The 24,049-nt window shown below is 61.4% G+C and carries 27 protein-coding genes; 21 read left to right on the forward strand and 6 right to left on the reverse strand.

All coding sequences use genetic code 11. The features are described 5' to 3' along the window. Positions 1-963, forward strand: a complete 963-nt coding sequence (locus TRL7639_RS14095; RefSeq protein ID WP_085796511.1) for a P1 family peptidase — start codon at positions 1-3, stop codon at positions 961-963. 31 nt (positions 964-994) lie between these two features. Here TRL7639_RS14095 and TRL7639_RS14100 read toward each other — a convergent pair whose 3' ends face one another. Then, positions 995-2,512: a di-heme oxidoredictase family protein gene (locus TRL7639_RS14100; protein WP_085796512.1), complete on the reverse strand. Its 1,518-nt coding sequence runs from the start codon at positions 2,510-2,512 to the stop codon at positions 995-997. 163 nt (positions 2,513-2,675) lie between these two features. Between TRL7639_RS14100 and TRL7639_RS14105 the strand changes: the two genes are divergently transcribed. Both TRL7639_RS14105 and TRL7639_RS14110 read left to right on the forward strand, forming a co-directional pair. After that, positions 2,676-3,131 (forward strand): methylated-DNA--[protein]-cysteine S-methyltransferase, encoded by a 456-nt coding sequence (locus TRL7639_RS14105; RefSeq protein WP_085796513.1) that lies wholly within the window; start codon positions 2,676-2,678, stop codon positions 3,129-3,131. 69 nt (positions 3,132-3,200) lie between these two features. Next, a complete protein-coding gene (locus tag TRL7639_RS14110) occupies positions 3,201-3,662 on the forward strand; it encodes a hypothetical protein (RefSeq protein WP_085796904.1) in 462 nt (153 codons plus the stop codon). Between the two features lie 3 nt (positions 3,663-3,665). Here TRL7639_RS14110 and TRL7639_RS14115 read toward each other — a convergent pair whose 3' ends face one another. The 4 genes from TRL7639_RS14115 to fsa all read right to left on the reverse strand — a co-directional run bounded on the left by TRL7639_RS14115 (position 3,666) and on the right by fsa (position 7,071). Beyond that, positions 3,666-4,361: a CDP-alcohol phosphatidyltransferase family protein gene (locus TRL7639_RS14115; RefSeq protein ID WP_085796514.1), complete on the reverse strand. Its 696-nt coding sequence runs from the start codon at positions 4,359-4,361 to the stop codon at positions 3,666-3,668. 94 nt (positions 4,362-4,455) lie between these two features. After that, positions 4,456-5,376, reverse strand: a complete 921-nt coding sequence (locus tag TRL7639_RS14120; protein WP_085796515.1) for a tyrosine recombinase XerC — start codon at positions 5,374-5,376, stop codon at positions 4,456-4,458. Then, complete coding sequence (locus TRL7639_RS14125) at positions 5,373-6,080, reverse strand: DUF484 family protein (RefSeq protein ID WP_085796516.1); 708 nt, start codon at positions 6,078-6,080, stop codon at positions 5,373-5,375. Before TRL7639_RS14125 ends, TRL7639_RS14120 begins: the two co-directional genes overlap by 4 nt. A gap of 337 nt (positions 6,081-6,417) precedes the next feature. Beyond that, complete coding sequence (fsa, locus tag TRL7639_RS14130) at positions 6,418-7,071, reverse strand: fructose-6-phosphate aldolase (protein ID WP_085796517.1); 654 nt, start codon at positions 7,069-7,071, stop codon at positions 6,418-6,420. Between the two features lie 92 nt (positions 7,072-7,163). Between fsa and TRL7639_RS14135 the strand changes: the two genes are divergently transcribed. From TRL7639_RS14135 to TRL7639_RS14155, 5 genes are all read left to right on the forward strand, one after another. After that, positions 7,164-9,359 carry a primosomal protein N' gene (locus TRL7639_RS14135; RefSeq protein WP_085796518.1) on the forward strand — a complete coding sequence of 732 codons (2,196 nt, stop codon included), beginning with the start codon at positions 7,164-7,166 and terminating at the stop codon, positions 9,357-9,359. A gap of 127 nt (positions 9,360-9,486) precedes the next feature. Next, complete coding sequence (locus TRL7639_RS14140; protein ID WP_085796519.1) at positions 9,487-10,719, forward strand: MFS transporter; 1,233 nt, start codon at positions 9,487-9,489, stop codon at positions 10,717-10,719. Between the two features lie 6 nt (positions 10,720-10,725). Next, a complete protein-coding gene (locus TRL7639_RS14145) occupies positions 10,726-12,120 on the forward strand; it encodes an MATE family efflux transporter (RefSeq protein WP_235820389.1) in 1,395 nt (464 codons plus the stop codon). Then, a complete protein-coding gene (locus TRL7639_RS14150; protein ID WP_085796520.1) occupies positions 12,120-12,998 on the forward strand; it encodes a 50S ribosomal protein L11 methyltransferase in 879 nt (292 codons plus the stop codon). Before TRL7639_RS14145 ends, TRL7639_RS14150 begins: the two co-directional genes overlap by 1 nt. A gap of 100 nt (positions 12,999-13,098) precedes the next feature. Further along, positions 13,099-13,443 carry a hypothetical protein gene (locus TRL7639_RS14155; protein WP_085796521.1) on the forward strand — a complete coding sequence of 115 codons (345 nt, stop codon included), beginning with the start codon at positions 13,099-13,101 and terminating at the stop codon, positions 13,441-13,443. Positions 13,444-13,556: 113 nt separating this feature from the next. On the opposite strand, the gene TRL7639_RS14160 is transcribed toward TRL7639_RS14155, so the two are convergent. Next, complete coding sequence (locus TRL7639_RS14160) at positions 13,557-13,772, reverse strand: DUF1127 domain-containing protein (protein WP_085796906.1); 216 nt, start codon at positions 13,770-13,772, stop codon at positions 13,557-13,559. A gap of 335 nt (positions 13,773-14,107) precedes the next feature. Here TRL7639_RS14160 and ruvC point away from each other — a divergent pair, with 335 nt between their 5' ends. From ruvC to tilS, 13 genes are all read left to right on the forward strand, one after another. Then, positions 14,108-14,605 (forward strand): crossover junction endodeoxyribonuclease RuvC, encoded by a 498-nt coding sequence (gene ruvC / locus TRL7639_RS14165; RefSeq protein WP_085796522.1) that lies wholly within the window; start codon positions 14,108-14,110, stop codon positions 14,603-14,605. After that, positions 14,602-15,285: a Holliday junction branch migration protein RuvA gene (ruvA, locus tag TRL7639_RS14170; protein WP_085796523.1), complete on the forward strand. Its 684-nt coding sequence runs from the start codon at positions 14,602-14,604 to the stop codon at positions 15,283-15,285. Before ruvC ends, ruvA begins: the two co-directional genes overlap by 4 nt. Positions 15,286-15,289: 4 nt before the next feature. Next, positions 15,290-16,309, forward strand: coding sequence for a Holliday junction branch migration DNA helicase RuvB (ruvB, locus tag TRL7639_RS14175; RefSeq protein ID WP_085796524.1), 1,020 nt, complete (start codon positions 15,290-15,292; stop codon positions 16,307-16,309). Positions 16,310-16,348: 39 nt separating this feature from the next. After that, positions 16,349-16,657, forward strand: a complete 309-nt coding sequence (locus TRL7639_RS14180; RefSeq protein ID WP_085796525.1) for a nucleoside triphosphate pyrophosphohydrolase family protein — start codon at positions 16,349-16,351, stop codon at positions 16,655-16,657. Beyond that, on the forward strand, positions 16,654-17,277 hold the full coding sequence (locus tag TRL7639_RS14185) for a hypothetical protein (RefSeq protein WP_085796526.1): 624 nt from the start codon (positions 16,654-16,656) through the stop codon (positions 17,275-17,277). The genes TRL7639_RS14180 and TRL7639_RS14185 overlap by 4 nt, the downstream gene beginning before the upstream one ends. Continuing rightward, entirely contained in the window at positions 17,274-17,660 is a 387-nt protein-coding gene (gene ybgC / locus TRL7639_RS14190; protein ID WP_085796527.1) for a tol-pal system-associated acyl-CoA thioesterase, read from the forward strand. Before TRL7639_RS14185 ends, ybgC begins: the two co-directional genes overlap by 4 nt. A 106-nt stretch (positions 17,661-17,766) precedes the next feature. After that, complete coding sequence (gene tolQ, locus TRL7639_RS14195; RefSeq protein ID WP_085796528.1) at positions 17,767-18,462, forward strand: protein TolQ; 696 nt, start codon at positions 17,767-17,769, stop codon at positions 18,460-18,462. A 3-nt stretch (positions 18,463-18,465) separates the two neighbouring features. After that, positions 18,466-18,942: a protein TolR gene (gene tolR, locus TRL7639_RS14200; RefSeq protein WP_085796529.1), complete on the forward strand. Its 477-nt coding sequence runs from the start codon at positions 18,466-18,468 to the stop codon at positions 18,940-18,942. 9 nt (positions 18,943-18,951) lie between these two features. Continuing rightward, positions 18,952-20,034 carry a cell envelope integrity protein TolA gene (gene tolA, locus TRL7639_RS14205; RefSeq protein ID WP_085796530.1) on the forward strand — a complete coding sequence of 361 codons (1,083 nt, stop codon included), beginning with the start codon at positions 18,952-18,954 and terminating at the stop codon, positions 20,032-20,034. Next, positions 20,031-21,350, forward strand: a complete 1,320-nt coding sequence (tolB, locus tag TRL7639_RS14210) for a Tol-Pal system beta propeller repeat protein TolB (RefSeq protein WP_085796531.1) — start codon at positions 20,031-20,033, stop codon at positions 21,348-21,350. Before tolA ends, tolB begins: the two co-directional genes overlap by 4 nt. Positions 21,351-21,444: 94 nt before the next feature. After that, positions 21,445-21,945 (forward strand): peptidoglycan-associated lipoprotein Pal, encoded by a 501-nt coding sequence (gene pal / locus TRL7639_RS14215; RefSeq protein WP_085796532.1) that lies wholly within the window; start codon positions 21,445-21,447, stop codon positions 21,943-21,945. Between the two features lie 4 nt (positions 21,946-21,949). After that, complete coding sequence (gene ybgF, locus TRL7639_RS14220; RefSeq protein WP_085796533.1) at positions 21,950-22,771, forward strand: tol-pal system protein YbgF; 822 nt, start codon at positions 21,950-21,952, stop codon at positions 22,769-22,771. Next, positions 22,762-24,021, forward strand: coding sequence for a tRNA lysidine(34) synthetase TilS (gene tilS / locus TRL7639_RS14225; protein WP_085796534.1), 1,260 nt, complete (start codon positions 22,762-22,764; stop codon positions 24,019-24,021). Before ybgF ends, tilS begins: the two co-directional genes overlap by 10 nt. The last annotated feature ends 28 nt before the right edge of the window (positions 24,022-24,049 follow it).

The raw sequence follows: 24,049 nt of genomic DNA on the forward strand, positions 1-24,049 counted from the left end.
ATGCCGCGCGCCCGTGACGTCGGGATCAAGATCGGGCGATTTGCGCCCGGTCCACTGAACGCGATCACGGATGTGGGGCAGGTGGCTGTTGGACATGTCACCCTGAACGAAGGCGCGCGCACCCGCACCGGTGCGACCGCCATCCTGCCGCATCCCGGCAATGTGTTCGCGGATCGCCCTCGCGCTGGGCTCTCGGTCTTGAACGGCTTCGGCAAGTTTGCAGGTGCCACGCAGGTGCAGGAGTTGGGTGAGCTGGAAACACCCATTCTGCTCAGCAACACCCTGGCCGTTGGTCGCGGGGTTGAGGCATTGGTGCGGCACACATTGGCGCAGCCCGGCAACGAACTGGTCACTTCGATCAATTCGGTTGTGGGCGAAACCAACGATGGCCGCCTGAACGACATCCGGGCTGCGCGGCCCACCATAGCCGAGATGCGGCAAGCGCTCGACACTGCAAAAGGTGGTCCCGTGGCCGAAGGCTGTGTCGGGGCCGGGACCGGGACGATCTCGTTTGGCTTGAAAGGCGGGATCGGCACGTCATCGCGCCTTGTGGGCGATCACTGCGTGGGTGTTCTGGTGCAGTCGAACTTTGGTGGCACCCTGCGCGTGGATGGTCGCGATTTGTCTGAAACCTCCGAGGCTGATGCCGACGGTTCCATCGTTCTGATCATCGCCACGGATGCGCCTTTGTGCGCGCGCAATCTGACTCGGCTGGCGACCCGCAGCTTTGCAGGGCTGGCCCGCATCGGCTCGGCCCTGTCGAGCGGATCGGGCGACTACGCCTTGGCGTTTTCGTTGACCAAGGACGAATCCCTGGCCAACGACGCCTGCTCGCCCCTGTTCGAGGCGGTGATCGAGGCGGCAGAAGAAGCCATCCTGAACGCGCTGGTGATGGCCGAAGACACCACCGGCTATGACGCGCTTTTGGATCGCCCCAACATGGTAAAAGCCCTGCGGCTGTAACCTGGCCCCGGTTGAACGGGGCCAAGCCGTGTCAGTGCTCCTCCTCTTCGGGATCAAGGTTCACGATCACCAGGTTTTCAAGAAAGGCGATTAACTCGCCCTGCGCGGGCTCTTCCATCGCCAGAAAAGCCTGCTTGCTGGCCATTGCCTCTCCCCCATGCGCTAGGATCGCATCGCGCAATGTCGTAGCGTGCCCGTTGTGCAGCCAGGGCCCGGTGGACCCAACTCCGGCCAGCGACCGGGTGGGCCAGACCGATGCGCCAAAGCCAAAGGCATCCACAGGATCGGCCAGTCCCGGCCCCATGTCGTGGCGTCGGAAGTCGGAATACCAGGTCAGCTCTGCGCCATTGTCACCCCGTTTGGGAAAGCTGCCCAGTTGCAGGATGCTGCCGTCCGCCTGTTCAATCCGGTTGTTTGGCTGATCGCCGGTCAGATCGAACCAGACGGGCGCTTGGGCATAAAGCCCCTGTGCCATTGCGTCCGATCCATCAGGCAAAGTGTCTTCGGCAAATCCGGGCACTGCGCTTGGCTCGGAAAAGCGGGCGTTTTCTATTGGCAGGCTGGGCACGTGGCACGAGGTGCATTTGGCCTGCACCAGGCGGGTTTGCCCTCGCTCGATCCGGGCGCGCTCTTTCTGGGTCAGCTCGTGCAGGCCAAGATCGGCAAGTTCCAGCAACGAGGTCGGGCGCTCCAGGGCGGCCATATAGATCGTGACCGCCGTTACGTCGCCGACGCTCAACTCGCCGGTGACGCCATCATAATCACCGTCTTTCTCGCCCACCAGTTCCACGGCCTGCAAACCCATCTCATTATGCGCGGCGTTGCGAGCAAAAGCGCGCAAGGTGGCGTGGTTGCCTTTCCACCCGAACATGCGCACGACCAGATCGGGGTCGACGCCTTCGACCGCTGATCGGTCCAGCGTTGCGGTGCACTCTGCGCCTGCGTCATCGGGCTGCGCAGTGATCTTGCCAAAGGAAACGCCCTTGGTTTCCAGATCCAGGGTTACTGCGGACTGATCCGAGCAGGCGCGATCCGCTGCTTGCAGCGCAATGGCGTGCAGGTCCATCGTCATCTCTTCGGCCACGCGCTGAACCGCGCCAAGGCCAAAGAGATGCAGCGTGTTTCGCTCCAGAAACTGCGCCGGATCGCCAGTGTGGAGCGGATCAACCGCCACATTCACTGCCATTGGCCCCGCACCATTGGCCAGCGGTGCAGCATGGCAGGCGATGCAGGATTGCGCCTGTGGGCCCCCTTCGCGGGTTGGAAAGTGCATGGCCCATTCGCCCGCGCCGGTTCGATCTGCACGTGGCAAACGGGTGAAGCTTTGCCCCGGTGCCACCGCAGCCCCGGCGCCATCTTCCAGTGTATAAGTGGCCTCGGTGATCTCATCGCCGACCTCGAACGCCTGTTCAAAGGCGGCCAGTCGGTCTTTGGCTAACAGTTGGTTCAACGCCGCCTGATCGACCTGTGGCGGGGCTTCGGCCCAAACTGTGCTGTTGAAAAATGCAAAACAAACCGCGCCAAGGCGGAGTGTGTTCAAGTACGTCATGTTTTTGCGACCCTTCTCGTTGGTTCAGTGAGGTCGCCTGTTCCCACCCCATAGGTAGGTACGCTCGACGCGGTTCGCAAACCAAAATTTCCCCGTCGGCCAATTTCCACTTTTCCGGTGAATGTGACTTGTGTCCTGTCCTGGCTTCTGGAACCGTGGCTTCATGCCAATGATCGCAGTTGATACACAATTCGGAACACTCGGGATCGTCGAAGAGGACGGGGCCATCACCAAGCTGGTTTGGGATGGTGAAAATCAGGGCGTGGTCACGCCGCTGCTGACCAAGGCGGCGGTCCAGATGGCGGCTTATGACGCTGGTGAGTTGGAAGGGTTCGATCTGCCGCTCAGGGTCGAAGGGTCGCAAATGCAGCGTGATGTCTGCGCAGCCATGTTGGCGATACCCTTTGGCTATACCCGCACCTATGGCGAACTGGCCCGAGAGCTGGGGTATTCGGCGCAATCCGTGGGTCAGGGCTGTGGCGGCAATCCGATCCCTGTGATCATTCCCTGCCACCGCGTGATGGGGGCCAAGGGGCTGACCGGATTTTCGGGTAAAGGTGGGGTCGAAATGAAAGTCGCTCTGCTCAGGCACGAGGGCGCCGCAGGCTTGCTCATCTGACTTGGATCAAGGCACAGTGGGCTTGGACCAAAGCACATTATGTCCGAAACAGATTGCAAGGAGACCGCCATGACCACAGATCGCGCGGCGTTGAAACAGGCCGTTCACGACAAGCTCTTATCGATGGAAGAGGCCGAACTGGCCACGGCAATCGCCCATTACGAGGCGTTCTTGCAAGACAGCCAGATGGACGATCGCGAAACCCACGACAAGGACGACATGGTCGCCGCGCGCGAGAACGCGGATCTGGCGGCGGCGTTTGATACCCCGGTGCAGACCCATCATGCCAAGATCGACGTGATCGAGAACATGGATTTCTCGCTGACGGACACTGTGGGGCCGGGCTCTGTGGTGTCGTTCAATAACCGCAATTTCATCGTTGCGGTCTCGACTACACGGTTCGATGTGGACGGTGTGACCTATATGGGGATCTCGCCACAAAGCCCGATTTACAAGGCGATGGCTGGGGCCAAGGCGGGCGAAAGTTTTGAGCACAACGGCCGCAGCTTTGTCATTGAGGACGTGCTATAACGATCAGGCATTGCGCTCAGGTATCAGCTGCTGCGCAATGCCTGCCACCAGCAGATAAGAGCTAGTGATGATCAGACCCCAGTGCGCCCAGCTTTCCGGGTGAAAATCGACCCAGGCTGCCCAACCGGCAAAAAAGGTCCAGGCCAATGCCATCGACAGGCTGAGCGGTCGCCAGCGTTCGGTGCGTACGGGGTGGATGAACTTGAGCGGCAGAAACATCGCGATTGCCAGCGCCGTCACAAGGCCTAGGCTGACCCAGAAGTTGGGCTCCAGCGCAAAGATCACCAGCACCAGCATGTTCCAGCACCCGGGGAAGCCGGAAAAGGAGTTGTCCTTTGTTTTCATACGGGTGTCGGCAAAATACATCGCACTGGCAAAGGTGATCACGATGATCGCGAACCAGCCTGTCCAGCCGTCCATGAGCCCTGATTTGAACAGCGCAAAGGCCGGGATGAAGACATAGGTCAGATAGTCGATGATCAGGTCAAGCAGCACGCCATCGAATTCAGGTGCATAGGTTTTGACATTGTATTTCCGCGCCATTGGGCCGTCGATGCCGTCCACGAAAAAGGCCACGACAAGCCACAGGAACATCAGGTCCCATTTGGCGTCGACAGCGGCCAGCATTGCCAGCATCGCAAAAACGGCGCCGGTGGCTGTCAACAGGTGAACGGAGAGAGCTTTGAACTGCGGTGTCATTTGCCTGTCATGACGGAAAACGCGCGGGACTGCAAACGATTGGTCCCTGAGAATGGCTGCAAGGGAAGGAATCCCTGACCATCGGTAAAACGTGTCACGCCTTGGGGTGTGTGCGGTTGTAGATGTCCATCAGATGCTTCGTATCCACGGCGGTATAGGCTTGCGTGGTGGACAGTGAAGCATGCCCCAACAGCTCTTGGATTGCGCGCAGGTCACCGCCTGCTTCCAGCAGATGGGTGGCAAAGCTGTGGCGCATGGCGTGGGGTGTTGCCGTTGCAGGCAGGCCCAACTGCATCCGCGCCTTGGCCATGGCGCCTTGAATGGCGCGCGGCGACAGCGCCCCACCCCGCGCGCCGCGAAACAAAGGTGCGTCCGGATCCTTGGCGTGCGGACATAAGCGCAGATAGGTCTCGACCGCGTCGCGGGCGGCATCGATCACCGGCACCACACGTTCCTTGTTGCCCTTGCCGAAGATGCGCAAGCTCCTAGGCAGGGGGGCGTCCTTGCCCTTCAGCGAGAGAGCCTCGGAAATCCGCAGGCCGCAGCCATAAAGCAGCGTGACCACGGCGACATCGCGCGCGGCGACCCAATCAGACAGCGATTGCAGCTCGACCGTTTCGATCATCGCCTTGGCGGCATCCTGCGGCAGGGGGCGGGGCAGCTTGCGCTGGAACTTGGGCGCGCGGGTGGACAGAACCGCAGTGGGTTCAAACCCCTCACGCTCGGCCAGCCACTTGTAGAAGCTTTTGACCGCCGAAAGCTTGCGCGCCAGTGACCGGGCGCCGACACCATCACCCCGCACATGCGCCATCCAAGACCGCATGTCGCTGACGGTGATTTTTTCCAGCGGCTTCAGCCCGTGTGGTTCGCCGTGGTGCAAGGTCATGAACGACAGAAAGTCGGTGACGTCACCCTGATAAGCGATGATCGTGTTCTCGGACCGGCCCATCAGCGATTTCTGCGCCTCTAGCCAGGACTGGAGCGCATCGCGGCAGGCCGGAGAGATCAGGCTCATGACAGCCAGTGGCGCATCGACCGTTCAAACACGCCGGCAAAGAACGAGAGCAGGTCGGTGCCTTGCTGTGGGGTAAACTGATGCGGGTCCTCGGCCCCCATGGCCAGCATGCCGGGCAGGCGGCCATTGCCGAAGTCGAGCTTCAGACAGGCTTCGGACCGGATCCAGTCGGCGCGCGGGCCATAGATCTGGGTCGAGGCCGTTTGCATCTGCCGCAAAGTGACCTGCCGTGCGCCGGTGTTGCGGCCATTGGTCAGGTAGCTTTCGATAAAGCCGGGTTCGGCAATGGACAGCACGTCGCCCAAGCGTTGTACAGCCGGGTCATTGTCGTTCTGGACAGATTCCAGAACCAGGGTGATGGCGTCGACGCGCAGGATTTCGGCAACCTCGCCGCCCAGATCCTTGAGGAAGGTTTCAAAATCCGTGGGGTCCATCATCCGCAGGATGGCACGGTGCACCTGGTTGGTGCCGGCCAGGTTTTCATAGGCAGCGGCAATGACCGAGCGATGGGTGTCCTCGAGCCGGTCCAGGCGTGCCTCAAGCCGCTCCATGGCGATGCCGCGCAAGTCGACGATATTGCCACCCATCGCACGCTCGTTGGCGGCGACGAGGGCATGCATCAGGTCCTTGTCGTCAAGCACGGTGTCGGGCTTGGCGATGATCGCCTCACGCAATGCGTTTTCCAGTTTCGGGCTGCTGCTCATTCTAGCCTCGTTTTTGTATTGGGCCGGTTCATAGCATGGGAATGCGCTTTGGGGTCGGAAAAATCAACCGGCCCGTCGAATTGTCGTCAGATGTGCGCGGATTGCCACCGGAAGCGCACGGCAGGGAGAGCTCCCGCCCGTCGGCACCAGATCAAAGATCTGGCCCCTCCCGTTGGGCCCAGCGCCGCGCTACGCGCGGCGCGGTCGGTGCTTTGTTCGAACGGGTGGCGGCTGGACGCAAACGCAGCGCGCCGCAGGCGCGCTGCCCGGCCCAACCGGCGGCGCTCGATCTTTGATCGAGCAACAGAGGGCGGGAGCCTCCCCCCGCCGCGCAAGATCAGAGGATCTTGATGTCGGCGGCTTTGATGTCTGCCAGGAAAGCGTCGAGGCCTTTGTCGGTCAGCGGGTGGTTGACCATCGCCTTGATCACGGCAGGTGGCGCGGTGATCACGTCGGCGCCGATGCGGGCGCTGTCCAGGATGTGGTTCACCGAGCGGATCGAGGCGGCCAGGATTTCCGTCTCGAACCCGAAGTTATCATAGATTGTGCGGATGTCTTCGATCAGTTCCATGCCGTCGAGGTTGATGTCATCCAGACGACCGATGAAGGGCGAGATAAAGCTCGCGCCTGCCTTGGCCGCCAGCAGCGCCTGGTTGGCCGAGAAGCAGAGCGTCACGTTCACCATGTGACCATCATCGGTCAGGGTCTTGCAGGCCTTTAGGCCATCCCAGGTCAGCGGCACTTTGACGGCGATGTTTTCGGCGATCTCAACCAGTTTGCGGCCTTCGGCAATCATCGTCTCGGCATCTGTCGCGGTCACCTCGGCGGACACCGGGCCGTCGACGAGATCACAGATCTCTTTCGTGACCTCGATAATGTCGCGACCGGATTTCTTGATCAGCGAGGGGTTGGTGGTCACACCGTCCACCATGCCCAGGTCGTTCAGCTCGGCAATGGCGTCGATTTCGGCGGTATCAACGAAGAATTTCATGGGGGCAGTCCTTTGATGGGTTGGCCTCTGTCCCGGATGCCTTTACCTCATGAAGGGACCCACTGAAACCCCTGGCCCACGAAAGGTGATCCGTGCCCGATCCAGAGTTTTTCGACCAAGGTGATCTGGTTGCTGTCCTGACCACGCAACCCCTTGATCGGCTTCTGGATTACAAAGCGCCCGAAGGCGGTTGCTTTCGGGGTGCCTTTGTCGAGGTCCCGCTTGGCCCCCGCAAGGTGATGGGCGTCGTCTGGGGGCCGGGGCAAGGAGATTTCGACCGGTCCAGGATTCGCTCGGTCATCCGGGTGCTGGATGTGGCCCCGATGCGCGACGAGATGCGTACGTTTCTGGGCCGCGCCGCTGACTACACGCTGACACCCATGTCGATGATGCTGCGGCTTGCGACCCGCGCGCCGGGCCTGGGCGATCCGCAATCCATGCGCAAGGTATATCGCTTGGGCGAAGGGGTGCCGGATCGTCAAACCGACGCGCGACGCCGTGTGCTCGAAGTGCTGCGCGAATACGGCGGGTTGTCGTTCACGCTCAAGGAACTGGCAGAAATGGCCGGGGTGACTCCGACGGTCGTCAAGGGGTTGGTAAAACAGGATGTCGTCCGAGAGGAGGACAGTCCCCGTGATCTGCCTTATCCACATCTGGACCCCGACCTGCCAAGCAAGGACTTGAGCGACGACCAAGCGACCGCCGCCGAAACCCTGCGCGCTGGGCTACAATCACAGAAATACGGCACGACGCTGCTCAAGGGTGTGACCGGTTCCGGCAAGACAGAGGTCTATCTGGAGGCCGTCGCCGAATGTCTGCGCCTAGGTAAACAAGCTCTCGTGCTGCTGCCCGAGATTGCACTGACCGCTGAATTCCTGACCCGGATCGAGGCTCGGTTTGGCGCACGGCCCGCCGAATGGCACTCGGGCGTCACGATGACGGAACGGCGCCGGGTTTGGCGCATGGTGGGTCAGGGGGACGCGCAGGTGGTGGTCGGTGCGCGCTCGTCGCTGTTTCTGCCGTTCCGCCACCTTGGCCTGATCATTGTGGATGAGGAACACGACACCTCTTACAAGCAAGAGGATGGCGTGACCTACAACGCCCGCGACATGGCGGTGCTGCGGTCGGCCATTTGCGGCGCCCGTGTCGTGCTGGCCAGCGCCACGCCCTCGCTGGAAAGCTGGGCCAATGCGGACGCGGGAAAATACGAAAAGATCGAGCTGACCTCGCGGTTTGGCGCGTCCGTGATGCCGGAAATGCGGGCCATCGACATGCGCGTCGAAAGCATGCCGGCCAGCACCTGGATCTCGCCCACCCTGCGCCAGGCGGTCGAAGATCGGCGGGCCAAGGGCGAACAGTCGCTCCTTTTCATCAACCGTCGCGGCTATGCGCCGGTCACGATCTGCCGGGCTTGCGGGCATCAGATCGGCTGTGACAATTGCGACGCCCGTATGGTCGAGCACCGCTTCCTCAAACGCCTGATGTGCCACCAATGCGGTGAGACCAAACCGATGCCTGACGCTTGCCCATCCTGCGAAGTCGAAGGCAAACTAGCCCCGGTTGGACCAGGTATCGAACGGCTGGCCGAAGAGGCGCTGGAGACCTTTCCCGATGCCAACATCGCCACGCTGAGTTCCGACATGTTCGGCTCAGCCCGCGCGCTTAAGGCCAAGATCGAAGAGATCGCCGAGGGCGAGGCCGATATCATCATCGGCACACAGTTGGTGGCCAAGGGGCACAACTTCCCGAACTTGACCTTGGTGGGGGTGATCGACGCCGATCTGGGCCTGCAGGGCTCGGATCTGCGTGCGGCTGAACGCACGTTCCAACTGATGCGGCAGGTGGCCGGGCGCGCCGGGCGGGCCGAAAAGCCGGGGCAGGCGCTGTTGCAGACGTTTCAGCCCGAGCATCCGGTGATCCGCGCGATCCTGTCGGGGGATGAAAACGGGTTTTGGTCGGCCGAGGCCGCCGAACGGCAGGCCGCTGGTGTGCCGCCTTATGGCCGAATGGCGGGGATTGTGCTGTCGGGGCCTGACGTGGCGGCGGTGTTTGATCTGGGCAACGCGATGGCGCGCAATGATGGCCCCCTCCGTCAGATCGGCGCGCAAGTGTTTGGGCCTGCCCCGGCCCCTATCGCACGCATTCGCGGGCGCCACCGCGTGCGGTTGTTGGTCAAGGCGGACAAGGGTGCGCCGATTCAGGACGCCATCGCCCGCTGGATCGCACCTCTGCGCCTGACAGGTGACTTGCGCCTGAGCGTCGATATCGATCCGCAGAGCTTTCTCTGATTGTCGCCTGACACGCTGCCTAGCCAGAACGCTTGACACTCCAAAATATCTGCGCGCTGACGCAGACGAGATGTGCGCTGGTCTCTTTGCGCTCGCCAGCGCCCACCAATCGGCGTAGAGAAATCTCATGATGAAACCGATCCCCCTTGCCGAAGCGCATTCTCTTCCGTTCTGGCGGCGGCCCTTTACCCTGCTGTTTGTTACCGCAATGGCCATGCCGATTGCGTTTTATGCCTGGTATGCTCTCCTGAACAATTTCGTCATCGAAGTTGCAGATTTTGACGGCGCGGACATCGGATTGCTGCACACCGTGCGCGAGATCCCGGGCTTTCTGGCAGTTGGGGTCATCGCCATCATCATCTTCGTACGCGAGCAGGTGCTTGGGCTGATCTCGCTCTTCATGTTGGGGGTCGCCACGGCCTTTACCGCTTGGTTTCCCAGCTTGCAGGGCTTGCTGTTCCTGACCCTGCTCAGCTCGATCGGGTTTCATTACTATGAGACGGTGAACCAGTCACTGCAATTGCAATGGCTGCCCAAGGAGCGGGCGCCGCAAATGCTGGGCTGGTTGATGGCGGCCGGATCCGCCACAACGACCGTGGTGTTTGTTCTGATCGTGATGATGTGGGACACGCTGAACCTGACGTATAACATCGTTTTCATGCTTTCAGGCGGGGTGACTGCGGCTATCGCGATTTTCTGCCTGCTGGCCTATCCCCAGTTCGAAGCGCCGACGCCGCAGGTCAAGAAGATGGTGCTGCGGAAACGGTACTGGCTCTATTACGCGCTGCAGTTCATGTCCGGCGCACGGCGGCAGATCTTCATGGTCTTTGCCGGCTTCATGATGGTCGAACGTTTTGGGTTCGAGGTGCATGAGTTGACCGGCCTTTACCTGATCAACCTTGTGATCAACATGTTTGCCGCGCCGTTCCTGGGCAAGGCCGTGGCCAAGTTCGGTGAGCGCCGGACGCTGATGTTCGAATACATCGGTCTGGCGCTGGTGTTCGGTGCTTACGGGGGGCTCTATTGGTTCGGCTGGGGCTTTATGCTGGCGGCGTTCCTTTATGTGATCGACCACATTCTGTTTGGTCTCGCAATGGCGCTGAAGACCTATTTCCAGAAGATCGCCGACCCCGGTGACATCGCGCCAACGGCTGCCGTGGCCTTTACCATCAACCACATCGCGGCGGTGTTCCTGCCGGTGTTGCTGGGGCTTTTGTGGGTTGTCTCTCCGGCGGCGGTCTTTGCGTTGGCGGCCTGTATGGCGCTGGTGTCCTTGGCGCTCTCGATGCTGATCCCACGCCACCCCGAACCCGGACACGAGACGATCTTTGCTCGCCCTGAGCCGGCCCCGGCGGAATAGGCGCGCATGGCGGATAAGGGACGGTTCCTGACCGGCTCCACCATGGGGCATGTGGTGCGCATGACCATGACGGGTGCCATGGGGATCACCTTTGTCTTTCTGGTGGATGCGGCCAATCTGTTCTGGATTTCGCAACTGGGCGACCCCAAGTTGATGGCCGCCATCGGCTTTGCCTTTGCGATCCAGTATTTCTCGGTCTCTGCCGGCATCGGCCTTATGATCGCGTCGACCGCGCTGGTGTCGCGCCGCATCGGCGAGGACAACCGGCCACTGGCGCGCCGCACCGCCACAAGTGCGGCGATGATCGCTTTTGCGATTCAGAGTACGGTGGCCGCCTCGATCTTTGTATTCCGGCATGAGATCGTGGCGCTTTCCGGCGCAACCGGAGAAACAGCGGCGCTGGCTGCACGTTATCTGGCGATGTCAGTGCCCAGCCTTGGCATCATGGCGGTGTCGATGATCGCCAACGGCACGCTCAGGGCCGAGGGCGACGGGATGCGGTCGATGATGGTCACGCTGACCTCTGGCGCGGTGGCCATGGTGATCGATCCGATCATGATCGTGGGCTTTGGCTGGGGGCTGGATGGCGCGGCCATGGGGCTGAATATCTCGCGCGTGGTGATGCTGGTTGTGGCTTTGCGGTTTGCGATTGGTACGCATGACCTTCTAGCGCGGCCTTGTCTGCGGGGCTTGCGAGAAACCGCAGCGCCCTATTTTGCCATCGCCTTGCCTGCGATCCTGGCGCAGATGGCTACACCTGTGGGCAACTACCTGCTTACCATTGTCATGGCCGGATTCGGGGATGAGGCCGTCGCAGGCTGGGCCGTGGTTGGCCGACTGACTGTTGTGGCGTTTGGCGGGATCTTTTCGCTGTCTGGGGCCATCGGTGGCATCTTTGGTCAGAACTTTGGTGCCGGGCGGCATGATCGCTTGTGTCGAACCTATCGTGATGCGTTGATCTTTGGGCTGATCTATACCGCCGTCACATGGTCTCTGCTGGCCTTGCTTGGTCCATGGATTGTCGGGGCCTTTGCTGTCACCGGTGCCGGGGTCGAGGTTGTTTTGAACTTCGTCTACTTCGGAGCCGGCGGGTTCGTGTTCGCCGCCGCGCTCTACGTGGCCTCAGCCGCCTTCAACGCTTTGATGAAGCCCGGCTGGGCCACGCTGGTATCCTGGATCCGCGACGGCATTCTGACGCTGCCTTTTGCCTGGGTCTTGGCTGGTTGGTTCGGTGCACCCGGCGTCATCTATGCCCAGGCGCTCGTTACCATCATCGTGGGGGCAGGGGCGGCTTGGTGGGGCTGGCTTTACGTGCAATCCCTGGGCCGAACCATGGTATCCGAGCTTGACCTCGACGCGCCGCGGCCCTACGCGCATGCGGACAGATTCAGGAGACGCTGATGCCGACCTTTACCGCACTGACCACGTTGATGGGCAAAGCCCCCGCCGAAGCCCTGGGCGAAGCCATGGAACGCCTGAACCCGGAACCCACTGGCGTGGGCGTGTTCGAGGTCGAGGACGGGTCGGGCCTGTGGGAGGTTGGCGGCTATTTCACCGAGGCCCCGGACGAGGCAGGTCTGGCGCTTTTGGCCGCAACGTTTGAGGCCAAGCCGTTTGTGATCTCGGAACTGCCGGAAACCGACTGGGTCGCCCATGTGCGCCGCGAGCTGGCCCCTGTCGAGGCCGGGCGGTTCTTTGTCTATGGCAGCCATGACGCCGACAAGGTGCCCGAGGGCAGCATTCCTCTGCTGATCGAGGCGGCGATGGCCTTCGGTACCGGCCACCACGGCACCACACTTGGCTGTCTGCGGGCTCTGGATCGTCTGATTTCGGACGGGTTCGAGGGCGCCAAGGTTGCCGACATCGGTTGTGGCACCGCGGTGCTGGCGATGGCCGCCGCTCGGGTGTGGACCGGCGATATCCTGGCCAGCGACATCGACGAAGTTGCCGTTGATGTGGCCGAGGCGAACCTGAAAGCCAACGGCATGGAGGGTACGGTCAAATGTCTGGAGGCCGCGGGCTTTGATCACCCCGATCTGGCGGCCCATGCGCCCTATGACCTGGTTTTCGCCAATATCCTAAAGGGCCCGCTGGTGGCCCTGTCTCCGGATGTGACATCGCACCTGCGCCCCGGCGGATACGCGATTCTTTCGGGTATTTTGAATGAACAGGCGGACGAAGTGGTCGCTGTATATGCCGATAATGGAAACAATCTGGTCCATCGGGATGAGATTGGCGAGTGGACAACGCTCACAATTCAAAGAAATGCCGCAATTTAGGCCAGTTTTAGTGGCATTTTAGACGTGGGTCTTTGTTTGGTCACATTTTAGCCGTAGGTTGTCTCAATCACCGGTGGGGGCCAGTGAGACGGAGGCTGCCATGGTTGAGGACCATCTCCAATTTGATCGTCGCGTCGCGAAACTGACGCGGAAACATCAGGCCATGTCGGGCGGGTACACGCACCGCTTGCGTTCGGACGGGCTGATCGAAGTGAAACCCAGACGGGCACGGCCCGGGGTGTCCCTGCGTGCGATTGCAATGTTTGTGTTTGGATTCTTCGTTTTCAAGGGCTTTCTGCTCGCACATCTTGGGCCTGCAGCTTATGAAGAACGGCTTGCCAAGTTGCATGAAGGAACCGTCGTGGAACAGGGCGGCGCGGCTTTGATGGCAGTGGAGCCCGTCTCAGAGTTTATCGCATCCCAAATCGGTCCAGTGCTGCGCTGAAACAAGCACCGCCGGGGCACTGTCCGGGATACATTCAGACAAAAGAAAACGCCGCATGAATATGTCATGCGGCGTTTCTTTTGATCCCCGAGGGAGAGGCGGGGAAGAAAGGCTCAGAAGCGGTGCGACCCTTCTGCAACGCCGTCGATGTCGCCGCGGATCAGACCGATGTCTTCCAGTTCGCGGTCGGACAGTTCCGACAGGGTGTTGCGGGTGACGCGTGCGTCGTTCCACAGGGCGATTGCGTTCACTGCGGAGGCGAATGTTGCGCCGATACGGCCAACGAGGCCGATCGAGCCATAGGTGCGGGTGGTGTCCAGTGCAGCCATATCCATGTTCCTTCTGGTTTGTGTGAGTAGTCACTGTTTTCGTTCTGAGCCGCACTTATGGCGGGCAAATCACCGGCACAAGAGATCAAAATTGCATGTGTCCTATGCAATTTCTGCAAGGGTCGAAATGGCTGAAACAGTCATGAAATAAAGGGTGATCAGGTGTCGCAAACGTGTCGCTTTTTGCATTGCGGCATGTCGTTTTCAGACCGAAAGTCGTAGGCGGAACAGGCGGTGTCGTTTTTGTCTGTGATCGCAAAGCGCTTGGAAAATGTTCCCCTTTCGTGCTAGTTCGTGAGAAACGTTACAAAAACGAGCAGGGCGTGGGCGGATTTATGCGAATTCTGGGCATCGACCCCGGATTACGGACCATGGGATGGGGCGTAATCGAATCAAACGGTAGCCGGTTGAGCCACATTGCCAACGGTCATTGCACCTCTGGTTCGGGTGATCTGGCAGAGCGGCTCTTGTCGCTGCATGAGCAACTTACGGATGTCGTGGCCCGCTATGCGCCAGATCAGGCGGCCATCGAACAGACTTTCGTGAACAAGGATGGGGCCGGGACGCTGAAACTGGGCCAAGCGCGTGGAGTGGCTTTGCTGACCTTGGCGCAGGCGGGCATCCCGATTGGCGAATATGCCCCCAACAAGGTCAAGAAAACCATCGTTGGCGCAGGTCACGCCGACAAGCAGCAGATCCTTTACATGGTGAAACTGCAGTTGCCCGGTTGTCAGCCTGCAGGCGCGGATGCTGCGGATGCTCTGGCCATCGCCATGTGCCACGCGCATTATGGTGGCAAGGGCGACATCCGGCTGCGAGAGGTACAGGCATGATTGGCAAGCTGACAGGGCGGCTGGATTACCGGGCCGCCGACCACATCCTGATCGACGTACGAGGGGTGGGGTATATCGTTTATTGCTCGGACCGGACACTGGCGTCGCTGCCGGGCGTGGGCGAGGCGGTCTCGCTTTATACCGACATGGTGGTGCGCGAGGATCTGATGCAGCTTTATGGCTTCACCTCGCTCATTGAAAAGGAATGGCATCGCCTGCTGTGTTCCGTGCAGGGGATCGGTGCCAAGGTTTCGCTGGCCATTCTGGGTACGCTGGGGCCAGATGGCGTGAGCCGTGCGATCGCTTTGGGTGATTGGGCCACAGTCAAGGCGGCCAAGGGCGTGGGCCCCAAGACCGCACAGCGCGTTGTGCTCGATCTCAAGGACAAGGCCCCAGGCGTCATGGCCCTGGGCGGTACCGTGACCGAGGCGATGGACGGCCCGGAACTGGAGGTGCTGGAGGCCGCGGATCCCGCACCAGCGCCCAAACCCCGCAAGAAACCGACCGCTCCCTCGGGTGCGGCTGCGGCCTCGGCTGGTGCTTTGTCTGCGTTGTCAAACCTCGGATATGGCCCGTCGGATGCTGCCTCGGCGGTGGCTGAGGCGGCCGCCTCAAACCCCGAGGCAGGGGAGGCGGATCTGATCCGCGCGGCGCTGAAATTGCTGGCACCCAAGGGGTAGATGAATGATCGACGCTGATCCCGCTTTGCGCCCCGAGCCACTGCCAGAGGACAACGATCGCGCCCTGCGCCCGCAGGGCTTGGGTGAATTCATCGGCCAGGCCGAGGCGCGCGCCAACCTGCGCGTCTTTATCCAATCCGCCAAACAACGCGGCGAGGCGATGGACCACACGCTGTTTCATGGCCCCCCCGGTTTGGGCAAAACCACCCTGGCGCAAATCGTGGCGCGCGAGCTGGGCGTCAACTTTCGCATGACCTCTGGGCCGGTGCTGGCCAAGGCAGGCGATCTGGCGGCGATCCTGACCAACCTGGAAAGCCGCGATGTGTTGTTCATCGACGAAATCCACCGCCTGAACCCGGCTGTCGAAGAGGTGCTTTACCCGGCGATGGAGGATTTCGAGCTCGATCTGGTGATCGGTGAGGGGCCTGCTGCGCGTACCGTGCGGATTGAGCTGCAGCCATTTACCCTGGTGGGGGCAACTACGCGGATGGGCCTGCTGACCACGCCGCTGCGCGACCGCTTTGGTATCCCGACGCGGTTGCAGTTCTATACGGTGGATGAGTTGCACGAGATCGTCACCCGAAACGCCCGAAAACTGGGCGCGCCAGCCGACGACGAAGGCGCGCGAGAGATTGCGCGTCGCGCTCGCGGTACCCCCCGGATCGCGGGACGACTGTTGCGCCGGGTGGTGGATTTTGCCGTGGTCGAGGGCGACGGGCACATCACCCGCGAGCTGGCGGATGGTGCGTTGACTCGTCTTGGGGTGGACAACCTGGGCCTGGATGGCGCGGATCGCCGGTATTTGAAGCTGATTGCCGAGAACTACAGCGGCGGTCCGGTGGGGATCGAGACGCTGTCGGCAGCCCTGTCGGAAAGCCGCGATGCGTTGGAAGAGGTGATCGAGCCTTATTTGCTGCAACAGGGGTTGATCCAGCGCACGCCGCGCGGGCGGATGCTGGCGCAAAAGGCCTGGGCGCATCTGGGGTTGCCCATGCCCAAAAGTCAGAGTGATTTGTTTGGTTAGGGACGCCTCCGGCGGCCGTATTTGGAACAAGAAGAAATTATGGACGAGCGACTCTCAGACCTGACCGATTTGGCGCGCCGGATTTCCGATCTTTATGCAGAACGGTTCGACGTGGAACGTGACGCCACATGGTATTTGGGCAAGATGTCTGAGGAGTTGGGCGAGGTGACCTCGGCCTATCTGAAACTGGCGGGGCAGGGGCGCGGCGCGGGATCGCGGGCGGATCTGGAGAATGAGGTTGCCGATCTCTTGGGCTTTGTGTTGCTGTTTGCTGATTGGCAAGGCATAGATCCCGGTAAGGCCCTGCAGCGCAAGTGGGGCAGCTATCTGGAGGCTGAGAAGGTATGACACCGCAAGAGATCGAGGCGCTCTTTACCCGCGACGGAGGTGAGTTTCTCTTTGCCCGTTGGTCGCGCCCGATCGTGCCGATTGTATTTGGTGTCGAAGATCAAACATTGGAAACGGTCAAAGGCGCGTTTGAGGCGGTTGTAACGCTGGCCAACCACAAGATGGCGGAAACCGACCCCGAGTTGGGCGCCAATTGCATGGTCTTCTTCTTTCGTGACTGGGCGGAGCTGCTTGAGGTTCCCGATCTGGACCGTCTGGTGCCGGAATTGGCTCCGCTGGTCGAGCGGCTGACCGAGATGGGCGCGAACCAATACCGTACCTTCCGGTTTGAAGACGACGGCGCCATCAAGGCGGCCTTTGTATTCCTGCGGATGGATGACGAGATGTCCAAAGTGCCTGCTGAAACATTGGCGCTTAGCCAGGTGGTGCAGATCATGCTGCTTTGGTCTGATCTGGCGTTTCGCGAACGCTCGCCTCTGGCGGTGGCGGGCGAGACAACGATTTTGCGCCCGGACATCGCCGATGTGATCCGGGCGGCTTATGATCCGGTGTTGCCGACGGCGGCACAGGATGCGTCACACGCCTTGCGGATCTTTGCCCGGATGGGGGCGGCGCAGTGAAACATCTCTTTCCCATTCGCGTCTATTACGAAGACACCGATATGGGCGGGATCGTCTACCACGCCAACTACCTGCGTTACATCGAGCGCGCGCGCTCGGATTGGGTGCGCAATCTGGGCAATGACCAGAACGCGATGAAAGATGCAGGCCTGGTCTGGGTCGTGCGCAAGATCGAGGCGGAATACCTCAATACAGCCAAGTTCGATGACGAGCTTCAGGTCGAAACCGAAGTGGCCAGTCTTTCGGGTGTCCGCCTGACAATGAACCAGCTGATCACGCGCGGTGACACGGAAATTTTCCGCGCATCGGTCACCGCTGTCTGCATGACAACCGAGGGACGCCCGACGCGCCTTCCGGCAGAGATTCGCGCATTGATGCAATAAATCGTGTGCTGGGGGTGGTTATGTTGGCATTTCGTGCCGATTTGAGATAGCGTCTGCCCAAACAAGGCCGACAAAACCGGCCGCAAGGCAAAGAACGAGCAGGTTCATGGAAGCAGAAACTCTGGCGCTGGCGCAGGAGATCGATTTCTCGTTTTGGGGATTGTTTGCGCGCGCGACGCTCACCGTCAAACTGGTGATGGTGATCCTGATGGTGGCGTCATTCTGGGCGTGGTCCATTATCATCCAAAAACTGATCATGTATCGGGCGGCCCGGCGCGAGGCGGATGTCTTTGATCAGGCATTCTGGTCGGGTGATCCGCTGGACGCGCTGTTCGAACAGATCGGGCCAGAGCCCAAGGGCAGCTCGCAAAAGATCTTTGCTGCGGGCATGATCGAATGGCGCCGCTCGCATCGCACGGATGGGGGACTGATCGCGGGTGCGCAGGCGCGCATCGACCGGTCGATGGACGTGGCCATCAACAAAGAGGCTGAAGCTCTGCAAAAAGGCCTGCCGGTGCTGGCCACCGTGGGCTCGACCGCGCCGTTCATCGGCCTTTTCGGCACCGTCTGGGGCATCATGAACGCGTTCATCGAGATTGCGGAACAGCAAAACACCAACCTGGCCGTTGTGGCCCCTGGCATTGCCGAGGCTTTGCTCGCGACGGGCCTGGGCCTGCTTGCGGCGATCCCGGCGGTAATCTTTTACAACAAACTCAGCGCAGACAGCGACCGCATCGTGGCAGGGTACGAGGCCTTTGCCGACGAGTTTGCGACCATCCTGTCGCGTCAGCTGGACAGCTGAATCATGGGCGCGGGTGTACAGCAACCAGCCGAGGCCAGTGGGCGGCGGCGTGGGCGCAGACGCGGTCGCGCGCGTCCCATGGCCGAAATCAACGTGACGCCCTTTGTCGATGTCATGCTCGTGCTTCTGATCATTTTCATGGTGGCCGCTCCCCTGCTGACGGTGGGGGTCCCGGTGGAACTGCCCAAAACCGCTGCAGGCGCCTTGCCCTCAGAAAGCGAAGAGCCGCTGACCGTGACCATCACCGCCGAGGGCGCGGTTGAAATCCAGACAACAGGCGTGGCCCGGAATGAGCTGGTGCCCAAGCTGCGCGCCATTGCCGCTGAGCGGTCCAGCGATCAGGTGTTTTTACGCGCCGACGGGGCCGTGCCTTATGCGTTGGTGATGCAGGTCATGGGCGCGCTCAACGCGGGTGGGTTTTCCAATGTGGGCCTTGTGACCGACACTGGCGGGCCCACGTTTGACGAAGGCGGAGAGTGAGGCAGCGGTTTGCAGACCGGCACCAAGATCTCGGCAGTTGTCCATGTGACGTTGGTCGGATGGGCATTTCTCGGCGGAGCCTTCCGGTCCGAGCCCTTGCCGTTTGACGTGCAGGACGTCTCGGTGATTTCCGCCGAGGACTTTGCGGCCCTCAGCGCGCCGGTGCAGACGCCCGAGGTGGCGCAGCAGCCCGATGCCTTGCAACAACCCGAAACGCCCGAGGTTGAGGTGGCCGTGCCCGAAGCACCACAGCCTGAGCCGGAACAACAACAACCGGACCCGGTAGTCGAGCCTTTGCCGGAACCCGTGCCCGATCCAGTGGTCGAGGCGCCTGATCCGCAAGTAAGCGAAGACACGGCTGTTCTGGTGCAGCCGGATCCGGAACCGACGATCGACTTGGCCCCGCCCGGCGCGCGCCCCAAGCCGCGCCCCGTCGAACGCGTGGCCCCGCAACCGGTCGCGCCGCCTCCGCCTGACGCGACGCCTGACGAGGTGGAAATTCCACCCGTCGTGGCCGAGGAAGGGGCAGAGGAACCACAACCCGAACAGGAACAGACCGCCCCCGAAGAGGCCACGGATCAGATCGTGACCGAGGCCGAGGAAAGCGATGAACTGGCCCCGTTGCGCTCGCCGCGTCCGCCTGCGCGTCGCCCGTCGCCGCCTGCGCAGACGGCTGAGCAGCCGACGCCGCAACCGGCCTCTCCCAGCGGAGTGCAGGATGCGTTGGCCGAAGCGCTGGCAGGCAGCCAAGAGGACATCCCGCTTGGACCGCCGCTGACCAGCGGTGAAAAGGATGGGCTGCGTTTGGCGGTTTCTCGCTGTTGGAACGTGGGCGCCTTGTCGTCCGAGGCATTGCAGACCACCGTCATTGTCGCCTTTTCCATGCAGAGGGATGGCAAACCGGACGCGGGCTCGATCCGCATGTTGGACAGCTCGGGCGGCTCTGCGTCCTCGGCGCAACAGGCGTATCAGGCGGCACGACGTGCTATTATCCGATGTGGCGCAAAAGGCTATGATCTACCGGCCGAGAAATACGGCCAGTGGCGTGACATCGAAGTGACATTCAATCCCGAGAGGATGCGGATCAAATGATGAAGTTTTTGGTAAGCCTGTTTCTGGGCCTTTCACTGATGGTCACAACGGCCCATGCGCAGAGCCAGCCGCTGCGGATCGAAATCACCGAAGGTGTGATCGAACCGCTGCCCTTTGCGGTGCCGAACTTTGTCCCCGACAGCGGGGCTGCTGCCGAGCTTGCAGGTCAACTGGCGCGCGTCGTGGCGGCGGATCTGTCTGGTACGGGCCTGTTCCGCGAAGTGCCCGCCAGCGCCTATATCAGCCAGGTCACGGGCTTTGATGACCCCATCAAATTCGCTGATTGGAAAGCGATCAATGCGCAGGCTTTGGTCACCGGCGCTGTCAATGTCCAGGGCAATCGCGTCACAGTGCGGTTCAGGGTCTGGGACGTGTTTTCGGACAAAGAGATCGAGCCGGGCATGCAGTTCTCGGGAACCAAGGATGGTTGGCGCCGCATGGCGCACAAGGTGGCCGATGCGGTTTACAGCCGGATCACGGGCGAGAGCGGCTATTTCGACAGCCGCGTCGTTTATGTGTCCGAAAGCGGCCCCAAGAACCAACGTCGCAAGCGCCTGGCGATCATGGATTATGACGGTTACAACGTTCAGTACCTGACTGACAGCTCGGCCATCGTGCTGGCGCCACGCTTCTCGCCCACTGGCGACCGGGTGCTTTATACCAGTTACGAAAGCGGCTTTCCCCGCATCCATGTGCTGGACGTGGGGCAGGTAAAGCGTCGCGTTCTGGAAAGCGCCGAAGGCACGATGAGCTTTGCGCCGCGCTTTTCGCCGGATGGCCAGACAGTGGTCTATTCGCTCAGCCAGGGTGGAAACACCGACCTTTACACAATGAACATCGCCTCGGGGCAGGCACAGCGGCTGACCAGCACGCCCTCGATCGAGACGGCACCCAGCTATTCCCCCGATGGCCAGCAGATCGTCTTTGAAAGCGACCGCTCAGGTACGCCGCAGCTGTATGTGATGTCGGCCAGTGGCGGAGAGGCCAAACGCATCAGCTTTGGCCAGGGCCGCTATGGCACGCCGGTCTGGTCCCCGCGCGGTGATCTGATTGCGTTCACCAAACAAAACAAGGGCCGCTTCCACATCGGCGTCATGCGCACCGACGGCAGCGAAGAGCGCTTGCTGACGGCCTCTTTCCTGGATGAGGGGCCAACCTGGTCGCCCAACGGTCGTGTGATCATGTTCACGCGGGAAACTCGAGGCGAAAACGGGCGCTCGTCTCTTTATACTGTGGACATCTCGGGCCGGAACCTGCGCCCGGTGCGCACACCTGACGGAGGCAGCGACCCGGCGTGGTCGCCGCTGCAGAAATGACAAGCACTTTATCACAGTTCCCCTTGCGTTCCCTTGGCTTGGGGGCTGTGATACGAAAAGATCAACAACAAGCGACACACGCGGGACAATTGACATGAACCTTTTGAGCAAGATTTCGATGGCGGTGGCGCTTGTGGCCATGGCTGCCTGTACGAACAATTCGGCGCTGGATGACGCCAATTCGGTCAACCTGGGGGATGCCGCAGCCGGATCGGCAGCGGATCCCAGCTCTCCGGCCTACTTCCAGCAGGCGGTTGGTGACCGCGTGTTGTTCGAGGTCGACCAGTCGACCCTAAACGACGCGGCACGCGCCACATTGCAGGCCCAGGCGGAATGGCTGCTGCAGAACACGGATTTCGCGGCCACCATCGAAGGTCATGCTGACGAGCAGGGCACCCGCGAATACAACCTGGCGCTTGGCGCACGCCGCGCCAATGCAGCGCGCGAGTTCCTGATTTCGCGCGGGGTGGCGGGAACGCGCCTCAAGGTGGTGAGCTACGGCAAGGAACGCCCGATCGAAATTTGCAGCGAAGAGGCATGTTATGCCAACAACCGTCGCGCGGTCACCGTGCTGGCCGGTGGATTGACGGGGTAAGATCATGCGTGTTCGAGGCTTGATTTTGGCAGCGGTTGTGGGACTGACCGCAGGTATGGCCTACGCGCAGGACGCGCAGACATTGGCTGATATCCGGCAGGAGCTGACGATTCTGCATGTGGAAATTCAGCGCCTCAAGCGCGAACTGTCGACAACCGGCGCGTCGACAACAACCCAGGCCAGCGGCTCGGTGCTGGAACGTGTGGACACGATCGAGGCCAGCTTGCAACGCCTGACGCGTCAGACCGAGCAGATGAACCAGCGCATCGACCGCATTGTGGCCGACGGCACCAACCGTATTGGCGATCTAGAGTTCCGGCTGGTCGAGCTTGAGGGTGGGGATGTTTCCACCTTGGGCGAAACCACCACTTTGGGTGGTGATACCGCGAGCCCACCCTTTGCCCCTGGCATTGAGGACGCGCGGCCCGATGACACCGAATTGGCCGTGGGTGAAAAGGCCGAGTTTGACACTGCCAAGGCGGCGCTGGATGCGGGTGATTACCGCAAGGCCGCCGATCTTTTGGCCAACTTTGATGCCTCATACCCCGGCAGCCCCCTGGGGCCAGAGGCGCATCTGAACCGCGGCAAGGCGCTTGATGGTCTGGGCGACACCCGTGAGGCGGCGCGCGCTTATCTGGCCAGTTTCACCAACAACTCAACTGGTCCTGTTGCCCCTGATGCGCTCTATGAATTGGGCGCTGCCTTGGGGCGTCTGGGGCAAGTCGATCAGGCCTGTGTAACCTTGGCCGAGGTCCGCGTCCGCTTTCCGGCCGCCACGGCCGTCAGCAACGCGCAGCAGGAAATGACCTCTTTGGGGTGCTCTTGAGCCCGCCTGAAGACGACCTTCTGAGCACGCTGAATACCTGTTTGAGCGCGCATGGTCTGGATCATGTGGCCGTCGCAGTGTCGGGGGGCGGTGATTCCGTCGCCCTTTTGCATCTGGCAAGCCGTTTGGCCGCGGCTCAGAACGTTCAGGTTCAGGCCGTCACCGTGGATCATGGTCTGCGTTCCGAGGCCGCTGATGAGGCCCGTCAGGTCGCGCAGCGGGCCACCGACTGGGGGCTCAAACACACCACGCTGAACTGGGCCGGATGGACCGGTGCCGGGAACCTGCAGGCCGAGGCGCGCAGGGCCCGTTATGCGCTGATGGCAGATTGGGCCAGGGGGCACGGTGTGCAGGCTGTGTTGCTGGCGCATACGGCAGATGATCAAGCTGAAACGGTTCTGATGGGCTTGGCCCGTGCCTCGGGCGTTGATGGTCTGTCTGCCATGCCCGAGATGCGAGAGGTCAACGGCTCCTGCTTGCTGCGACCCTTGTTGCGCCACAGTCGGCAAGAGCTGCGTGCCTATCTTGAGGCACATGGGGTGGGCTGGATCGAAGACCCATCGAATCAGGACATCCGGTTCGAGCGAATTCGCATGCGTCAGGCCAAGTCCGCTTTGGATGAATTGGGGCTCTCCGCCCCGGCATTGTCCCAAGTTGCACAAAATATGGCCCAGGCACAGGCGGCGTTGGATTTTCACACGCAGGCCAGCGCGCGCGCAATCTGTCAGCTTGATGCCGGTGATGTGTTGATCACGCTGGATAGCTTTGCCGCCCTGCCGCAAGAAACCGCGCGGCGGTTGCTTTTGGGGGCTGTGGCCTGGGTGAATGGCGGCAGCGAGCGCCCCCGGCGACAACCCACCCTGATGACCTTGACTGCAGCGCAGCAGGGTCGCCCTGCGCAGCTAGGTGGCTGCCGTATTGTCAAACAACGCAATCGGATGCGGGTTTGTCGCGAGCATCATGCGGTGCGCGATTTACGTACCCAGCCAGGAGAATTGTGGGACAACAGATGGCGATTGAGCGGCCCAGATGAAGATGGTGTCACCATTGCGGCCCTCGGTGAACAGGGCGTGTTGCAATGCCCCAATTGGCGCGAGACCGGGCGTCCACATGTTGCCATGCTGGCCGCGCCTGCGGTCTGGCGCGGGTCGGATCTGGTGGCCGCGCCGCTGGCAGGGATGGCGAATGGATGGCGTTTTGAGGGGCCGATGGATGAAGAAGAGTTCTTCGAGACTCTTTTATCTCATTGAACCTGCCTCAATCCTCTCTATTTTAGTG

Origin of the sequence: Falsiruegeria litorea R37 (assembly GCF_900172225.1) — a bacterium.
In the GTDB taxonomy this organism is placed as follows: domain Bacteria; phylum Pseudomonadota; class Alphaproteobacteria; order Rhodobacterales; family Rhodobacteraceae; genus Falsiruegeria; species Falsiruegeria litorea.